This window comes from Kamptonema animale CS-326 (assembly GCF_028330895.1).
GTDB lineage: Bacteria > Cyanobacteriota > Cyanobacteriia > Cyanobacteriales > Microcoleaceae > Kamptonema > Kamptonema formosum.
Genome location: NZ_JAQMUA010000013.1, coordinates 1 through 8334 on the forward strand (window position 1 = coordinate 1; position 8334 = coordinate 8334).

Annotated in this window: 8 protein-coding genes; 3 read left to right on the plus strand and 5 right to left on the minus strand. The window is 41.8% G+C overall.

What is annotated here, in order from left to right:
• Window positions 1-207: 207 nt before the first annotated feature.
• Window positions 208-633 carry a DUF1824 family protein gene (locus PN499_RS00735; RefSeq protein ID WP_272029669.1) on the minus strand — a complete coding sequence of 142 codons (426 nt, stop codon included), beginning with the start codon at window positions 631-633 and terminating at the stop codon, window positions 208-210.
• A 179-nt stretch (window positions 634-812) separates the two neighbouring features.
• Here PN499_RS00735 and PN499_RS00740 point away from each other — a divergent pair, with 179 nt between their 5' ends.
• Window positions 813-1085: a hypothetical protein gene (locus tag PN499_RS00740; RefSeq protein WP_272029670.1), complete on the plus strand. Its 273-nt coding sequence runs from the start codon at window positions 813-815 to the stop codon at window positions 1083-1085.
• 418 nt (window positions 1086-1503) lie between these two features.
• Here the strand turns inward: PN499_RS00740 and fdhD are convergent, their stop codons facing one another.
• The 4 genes from fdhD to PN499_RS00760 all read right to left on the minus strand — a co-directional run bounded on the left by fdhD (window position 1504) and on the right by PN499_RS00760 (window position 6290).
• Window positions 1504-2349 carry a formate dehydrogenase accessory sulfurtransferase FdhD gene (fdhD, locus tag PN499_RS00745; protein WP_272029671.1) on the minus strand — a complete coding sequence of 282 codons (846 nt, stop codon included), beginning with the start codon at window positions 2347-2349 and terminating at the stop codon, window positions 1504-1506.
• A complete protein-coding gene (locus PN499_RS00750; protein WP_272029672.1) occupies window positions 2346-3365 on the minus strand; it encodes a DUF6745 domain-containing protein in 1020 nt (339 codons plus the stop codon). The genes fdhD and PN499_RS00750 overlap by 4 nt, the downstream gene beginning before the upstream one ends.
• A gap of 208 nt (window positions 3366-3573) precedes the next feature.
• Window positions 3574-3867 carry a hypothetical protein gene (locus PN499_RS00755; RefSeq protein WP_272029673.1) on the minus strand — a complete coding sequence of 98 codons (294 nt, stop codon included), beginning with the start codon at window positions 3865-3867 and terminating at the stop codon, window positions 3574-3576.
• Between the two features lie 200 nt (window positions 3868-4067).
• Entirely contained in the window at window positions 4068-6290 is a 2223-nt protein-coding gene (locus PN499_RS00760; RefSeq protein WP_272029674.1) for an FdhF/YdeP family oxidoreductase, read from the minus strand.
• A gap of 378 nt (window positions 6291-6668) precedes the next feature.
• Between PN499_RS00760 and PN499_RS00765 the strand changes: the two genes are divergently transcribed.
• Together PN499_RS00765 and PN499_RS00770 are read left to right on the plus strand one after the other, a co-directional pair.
• The gene (locus PN499_RS00765) at window positions 6669-6845 is read left to right on the plus strand and encodes a hypothetical protein (protein ID WP_007356626.1); all 177 of its coding nucleotides are present in this window, start codon (window positions 6669-6671) and stop codon (window positions 6843-6845) included.
• Window positions 6846-7174: 329 nt separating this feature from the next.
• Complete coding sequence (locus tag PN499_RS00770; protein ID WP_272029675.1) at window positions 7175-8188, plus strand: peptidoglycan-binding domain-containing protein; 1014 nt, start codon at window positions 7175-7177, stop codon at window positions 8186-8188.
• Window positions 8189-8334 lie beyond the last annotated feature (146 nt).

Genomic DNA, 8334 nt, shown 5'->3' on the forward strand with positions numbered 1-8334 from the left:
GCAATCGCCTAGTCTCCGCGATTGCTTCGCTTCGCTCGCAATGACAGATCGACCTTCGCTCGCAATGACAATAAAGGGGGTAGTAAAGCCGGATTTGGGATCGCTAGAATTGTTGAATAAGTATTAGTATCTTCTCTTTATCTGCAATCTGCTATAATTGCGATCGTCTACATAACAACTAACAACTAACAACTAACAACTAACCAATTAAACAAATAAATTGAGCGGTAAATGTCCGTAAGTACCGTTAATACCTCCAGCTTCAGAAGATTGGCAGGAAACTAATACACCGCGATAACTTCCATTGTAGCCATCAACATAATACGACCCTTTCAAAGTATTAAACTTGATATAAACAGACCCTTCAACTGACGCGACGGCATTAGAGTCAAGCTTTGCCTCATAGCCTAAAGCTTTTAAATAGGTTTCTAGCGCTAAAAATCCCTCTGCTGTTGAATCAGCACAAACTCCTAGCATCTGGTAATCTGACTGATTTGCTAGTAGCAAAATAGCCTGACGGAGTGCGTCTTTTTGTAAATCAGAATCAATAGATTTCATATTCAAGCAAGTGAAATCTTGAATGATTTTTTGCGCTTCTTCAACATTTAAGACAGTAGAGTTTTGATGAGACATAGATTAATTTTTTATTTCACAAAAATGTTTTATAAGAAGAAATAAGACTCAAGACTTATACAACAAACTTTATTGCTGATTTGCATATATTAACATATCGTGTAACCTAGCTATCCAGATCCACGCGATCGCGCTAGAAGAGATAATCACATTTCGCTGAGTTAAGCAAACTCAGCCGAATGCTAAAGCAACTTTTTTTCAAAAGCACGATCGAGGAGTTAATCATGGATCTCACTCAGAAGAATTCACTATTCGCGGAGATTCTCTCCAGCGAGTCAGCAACTATCAATGGTGGACGAGGAACTAACTGTTCGTATTCTTCGAGTTCCTCCTATCCTAAACCGAGTCATGTGCATTATCGTGACACCCTTCGCATCCTATACCCGGATACTGTTGTGGTGAGATACGATTACCGTCGGGGGACGAAAGTAGATAGGTACTACTACCACTAAGAGAACGAATTAAAAAGGTCAAATTAAGAAGGTTCTGCTGTACTTAAAGCGATCGATTCAGCTAATTAGCTTGTAGTTTGTCGCTGGCTTTGACCGTTTGGCAAGGGAGAAATCAGTAGTATTCTGGTATACAGTAAGAGGACAACCGCAATGCGCGATCGCCCCCTCTGTAGTGGGATAACTAGAGCTAAACTTTTGTGTGAGAAATTTTTCCTACAAACTGGATCTTTTTCTAAAGTTTAACGTCTACATCCTTTGAGACCCGATTGCCTAGCGATACATAAGCTGGCATGAGCTGAGCCCGCCCGCAGTGGTGGGCTTATTTCTATTATGATCTGTGACATCAATATTGGGAAACCTGTATTCCACCCTATAAACTGGCACACTCTCTAAAGAATTAAAAATTAAAAATTAAAAATTAAAAATTTAATAATAATATCCGCTCTTTTCCAGCATACAAATTGAAGCGCTCACCGCGCAAAAATCCAATCAGAGTAATGCCAAATTCTTGAGCTAGGGAAACTGCTAAACTGCTAGGGGCGGAAACTGCACAAACTATAGGCACGCCAGCAGCAAGACTTTTCTGCAATATCTCAAAACTAGATCGTCCGCTAACTAAGAGAATGCGATCGCTAAATGGTAATTCCCCATTCAAGAAAGCTGCACCAATTAATTTATCTAAAGCATTGTGACGGCCGATATCTTCGCGCACCGAGAGCAATTGTCCATTAATATCGAATAAAGCAGCCGCGTGGAGTCCTCCGGTACTTGAAAATACTCGCTGAGCTGCTTTTAGTTTATCGGGTAAAGTGTAAATTAAATCTGCTGAAATTTCTGGGCCTGTTGGTATTGCGGGAAAATCCAGTAGGCGTAATGCTTCTAAGTTAGCTTTGCCACAAACTCCACAGGCGCTAGTTGTATAGAAATGTCGCTCTAGCGGTTGTAAATCAGGAATTAAGCCGTCTCTGAGTTCTACATTAACAATATTATATCGCTGTTCTCCGTCTACTTTTGAGTCTAGGCAATAGCTAATCCGGCGGATATCTTCGCGGTTGCTAACAATGCCTTCGCCGTACAAGAAACCTGCGGCGAGTTCAAAGTCATTTCCGGGAGTTCGCATTGTCACCGCTACGGTTTGTTTTGGTGAAACTAAGCGGATCTCTAAAGGTTCTTCAGTAGTTAATTGGTCTAATCGAGGGAGGATTTTACCCTTTTCTACTACCCAGACTGTTGCTTTAGTTTTACTCCCGGTAATTGTTTTCATGTTTGCACGCTAAATTCCTCTGGATCGGTTCCCCAATTCACCCAGCGAATTGCTTCCCTAGCCGATCTTACATCAGGAGGTACGCGCAAAGCGTGAATAAATTTAGTGCTAGGGCAAGTCATTTTTAATAGATAAAGTGGCTCAACATCGGCACAATCTATTTTTAATAGAGTATACTCTTGCCAAGTATCTAATTGTTTAGCTTGTAGTTCTTGAGCAATTCGAGAGTAACCAATTACTTGAATTAGCACTCTCCTCAATTCAGCATTATACTCTTCTAAAAGCCATTTTGCTGGCCACTTGTGAGGGGGAATTCCATATTTTTCAGGTAATGTCACGCCGTGATTGGAGTAGATGCCATTTCCGTCTGCAAACTCAACAGCAAGTTCTCCTTCTGCGTGGAGACGCTCTTCACTGTCAAAGGATATCTTTGTAGGGCGCTCACAGACAATACAAGCGTTTTCAAACGGATAAATCCAAGCACAATTTTTAACGAGATATTGAAATATATTCCATAGCCCTAAATCGCAATTACAATTTAAAACAGAATAGCAAAAATCAAAGACGCAAGCATAGTGAAGCCATTCTCCAGGATCAATAGATATCACAGCTTGTAAACCAGGCTCTCTCAACATTTGCCTTGAAAATTGATTGCTGTGATGATTCCAAAGCTCGCTAGTGCCACTCAGCAAGTATCTATGTGAATTTCTTACAAGTGAATTTGTCAACGGTTGAATAAGATGGATATCTATTTCTCTATCTAGCTTGTAGCCCAGACTGTTTAAGCCACTCTGATAAACTGTTTCTATCACTCGATAAGGGCTATCAGAAAAAAGCACTTTCGGCTCTGGCTGTTTAATCAAAGCATAAGTTTTTCTTACTGCTTCCCTTGCTTTATCGCGGTCAATTCTGTCAGTGGAAAGCGCAATTGCTTTCCACTTTTCATTGTAAACTCTCCACTTTTCACCGTGAAGTGGAAACAGTGCTTCTTTTTCAGGCTGAAGTTTTTTAATCATATTCTGAAGGACTCTCTCAAAGAGCATAGCTTTATTTTTCTCAATAATTCACAACTAAAAAAGTAAAGCTATGCTTTATAAATTACCATTTTGATTATTTTCACAGTTTGGGAGCGATCGCAACACAATATTAAAGACTGCGATCGCACTCGACTTTTCCAGAGTAACTGCAATTAAAGCTTCTTACTCAGGCATCAATTTTTTAACTTTAATCCGCCACATATCGCCAACCTTGCGGCTCATATTCTCGCTGAATTCTTACCATCCAATTACCTTTAGGAATTGAAATAGGATTGTGTTCTTCGTGACTCAACAAAGCTGTCGGCGAAAGCACTCGCAAATAGAGAGTTCCATCTTTTTCATAAAGCTCAGCCTTGCCGTCAATAATGCGGTGAGAATGTCCCGTTACTTCGCCTTCAGCGAGTGTGAGGTGAGGTTTTTTTTGCCCCTCAGTTTCCTGTACTGGCGTTAAAATTACGTCGCCTTGTCGAATAGGTTGCATAGGTTTTTCTCTAAATTTTGCTTTTTTTTCGCGGTAGGAATTGAGATCCGCTCTCTCCAGTCACTTTAATACTACATTGATAATACATGGCTGTCAAGAGCGATCGCTCAAAAATCTCAAAGCCGATAGAAGCTTTGTAGTGTAAGATTTACGCACGCAGAGGCTAGAAACGGGTTTATGAGCCGGAGTCGCGATCGCAATTAAAGCTTTTCTAAGCGGACTATAGCATTATAATCGGGTACACCTTCGCGCGATCGCTTATTTTTATCTAACAACACATTCCCCTCCGGCCAATGCACCTGCAAATTCCCCGGCTTAATATTTGCCAAATAAACTTGACCCTTTAATTCCCCTAATTCATTCTTCAAAATCACCGCTTCACCCTCTTTCAAACCTAATTTTTCAGCATCATAATTACTAATATAAACTGCTGACCTTAATGCACCAGTAATAGCATCTTTCTTTTCTTGAACCATGCTATTAAACTGTTTTCCCCGGCGAGTTGCTACCAGAAAATAACCCTCTGGCAATACCTTTTGAGTCAGAGACAAAGGCGAAAAATGAGCCTTACCATCTGCTGTTGGGAAATTCCAGCCAAAGCACAAATGGGAACCGCCATATTGAAATTGATCTCCCGCTTCCTTCAAATGTTGAATTCCCGCATACTGGGGATTAACTAAAGCAATTTCCTGGCGCATTTCTGCTGTGTCAACAAAACCAATTTTATCCGCTAAATCTGGACGCACACGCCTTGCTAATTCCATAAATACTTCCCATTCGGGACGCGCTTCGCCAATTCTCGATCCAGGAATTTCTGGACTAAAAATCACTCTTCTTTCTGTGCTAGTTTCTGTCACTCCTCCCGGTACTTCATAGCGAGTAGTTGCAGGTAGTAATACCACTGTATCAGCAGGTTCAACTAACATCTGACTCGAACAAATAATATCAAAATGAACCCGCAGCGGTACGCGCTTCAACGCTGCTTCTACATAATCGGGCTCCGGTAACACTTCTAAGAAATTTCCGCCTACAGAAAACAGCACATCTAATTGCTCTTCAGCAGCAGCATTAATCATATCAGAAGCGATTAATCCCTTAGTTGTAGGAACTTCAAAACCCCAAAGTTTACTAAGTTGAACAGCATTCTCAGGATTAATCGGTTTCCCACCCGGAAATACCGTCGCATAACATCCCATTTCAGCGCCACCTTGTACGCCAGAATGTCCCCGAATTGGCATCAAACCACAGCCTTCTCGACCGACAAATCCCTTAGTTAATGCTAGATTAATAATCGAACGGACGTTATCTTCGCCGCACTCGTGCTGAGTAATACCCATACTCCAAACAAATACAGCTTTTTTTGCTTCTCCTACCATTTTGGCGAAGGCATACATTTCATCGCGAGAAGCGCCAGAAATCTGTTCTAATTCTTCCCAGGATTGGCTTTCCACAGAAGCTTGTAATTCTTTAAAGTTGGTAGTATAACGTTCTACAAATGAATTGTCTTGCCAACTATTTTCGATGATATGCTTAATAGTTCCATTCAAAAATGCGATATCTCCTCCCATATTTACCAGGAAGAAATCCTCAGCAAATTTAGTACCAAAAATGGCACTTTCAATAATAGAAGGAACCCAGTAGCGCTCCATTCCCGGTTCTCGATAAGTATTAATCACAAGGATGCGAGTTCCGGCTTTCTTTGCCCAGTGGAGATATTTAACTGTTACTGGTTGATTGTTGGCTACATTAGAACCAATAAAGACTAATAAATCTGTGCCAATCCAGTCTTTATAAGAGCAAGTGGTAGCGGCCGCACCGATGCTAGATTTGAGCGCGGCTGTACTCGGCGAATGGCAAATTCTGGCGGCGTTATCGATGTTATTTGTTCCCATTGCCCGCACTGCTTTTTGAGCGGCATAGTAAGTTTCATTAACTGTGCCGCGACTGGTAATATAAAAACTTAGGCGGTCAGGTGTTGTCGCTTTAATTCGCTCAGCGATTGTATCTAATGCCTCATCCCATGTGATTTTTGTAAACCCTTTATCTCCTTTTTTACGAATCATTGGATAAGGCAAACGACCCAGATCTCGCAATTCCGAACTTTTTTTACCTTGCAGTTGTGATATGTCTTCTAATAAGCGATAATCGAAGGCGGGCATTGTATTCATCCGCAGCAATCGTAAGCGGACATTGCAAACGTGAAGTCCGTCTAAAGTCCAGTCTTTCATGCCCGTAGTTCCCAGGGCACAGCCGTCACAAACACCTTTGTTTAAAACTTCCCAAGCATAGGGTAAATTATCGCGACTCATCCAGGCGGCTCGAAAAACTTCCCAATAATTATTCGGGTATTGTTCGCCAAGTCCAAAGGGTTTCCAGCTTGCCCAGTGTTGAGGATTCCAGATTTTTTTGGGTTGAGGTAGCATAAAATTGGTAATAATTGGTAAGAACTGTTAACTCAATGGCGAACACAAATAAATGTTCAACTTCGTAGTAGTGGCTAAAGCCGATTTCTTCTATAATAAGCGGCTTTAACCACTACTAAAATTTTGGTTTAATTTTGTTACTCTATTATAATCTTTAAATTTTTAATTCCTTGCTCAACAACTACCAGGCGATCGCGCCCATCTGTTTCGCCCGCTTAAGAGCCTTACTCCTGACTCAAAACTTAATACTGTTAAGAAACTTAGCTAAATCTAAAGCTTAATTGCAATATCTTGTTAATTTTAACCGCAGCCGCGATCGGGGTGATACGTTTGATCGCAGTAAATCACCCGATAAAAAACTAGCCAGGATTAAAAATTATGTACGGCAAGCGTTCCGATGAAGATTTGGTCAAAGCTGCTGTCACCGCTGCTTTAGGAGCTGGCGTTGTCACGTCATTTGCAGTAAGTCAAGGTCAACACCCGCTCGTAGCTCTGGGAATTACAGCGTTTGCAGCAGTAGCGGCTGTAATTTGCGATCGCATTGGCTTAATTTAAACTTTCCCACGTCTACTACTTTTTAGCTCCCCGCCCTGATGTTTACCATGCACGACAAACTCCCAAGGGCGGGGAGTTTCACAATTAATTTATTTGATTTTCGACCGTAAGCAAATAAAATATTAGATCGTACCCCCTATGGGCTTTACCCCTCTCGGTGTCAAAAGTTAGGAGCTTACTCCTCAGCCAGTTTTGTAAAGTTCCTTTACAAAAACCGATCTTTTGCATAAAAAGGTAGGGCAAGACATTGACAGATAAGTAGCAGCTCAAAATCTCTGTATTTTTGAGTCAGCAGATATCCACTAGCCAAATTTTTGCAGGAAAAATTTATGGACTCATTTGCTTACCTTGAACTTGCTCTTGTCTCTGAAAGCCCTACGGAGCCGAAATTGCTTGAGGGATTGAATTGGAAAAAGCTATCTAGCCAAACGTACATCCGCTTGTTATCTCTGGCTTTGGTATTATCAGTTTTGAGCATAGCTAGCTCAGCTAATGCTGAACTCAGACCAGGATCTAACGGCGAACAGGTAAGAGCGCTTCAGCAACGATTGCAAGCACAGGGTTACTTCCCGATAGGTACAACCCCAACTACCTACTATCGCAGCATTACTCAAGAGGCTGTGAGGCAATTTCAGCTAGCGAGAGGACTCTCGGCGACTGGCATAGCTGACAATTTGACCCTCTATTACCTGGGTTTGGGGCCCTATCCGACACCCACACAAGGTTACAACCCCTATCCCTCATATCCAATAGGTCAAACTCCAAATACAAGCACAACTATCAGAGCTTGTCAGGGGTTACGTTTTGGAGATAAAAACGTAACTTTCCTTCAACAAAGGTTAAAAGCTCTTGGCTTCTTTTATGGTGCTGTTGATGGTAAATACCGCGAGCGCACTCTTAGTGCAGTCACCCGTTTTCAGCAAGCTAATAACCTCGTACCTACTGGCTGTGCGGACAGTAGTACCCTAGCTGCTATAGATCTGGGGATTAGGGAAATTTCCTATGCCAATCCCCCTATTATTCCTTCCTCAACAATTCCCATCGGACAAGGTTTCACTACCCTTTTCACATTGGGAAGAAATAGTCGTGGCCCTGCGGTTAGAGAACTCCAGACTCAATTGGCACGTCTAGGCATTACTCCCGGCGCTATTGATGGAGTATTTGGAAATGATACTGAATGGGCTGTGAAACGTTTTCAGCAGCAGCGTATGGGAATTTATGCTGATGGTATTGCCACACCTAGCGTACAAATTGCTCTACGGAATATCATTGCTGGAAATGTTCCTATTCCTTATGGAGCTCCTCTCTATATACCTGCTTCTTCTCGTGTTGTATATAGGTAAACCAAGTTGCTAAGTGCAAAAATTGTAGAGTTCAGCGCCCCTGCTCACCCCGAAGATGCGGGGCAATCGCAGGAAGATTGCCCCTATAATAATTACAAATAGACTTACGTAACGCCGCCATCTTGGCGGTAAATTCACCGCCAAGA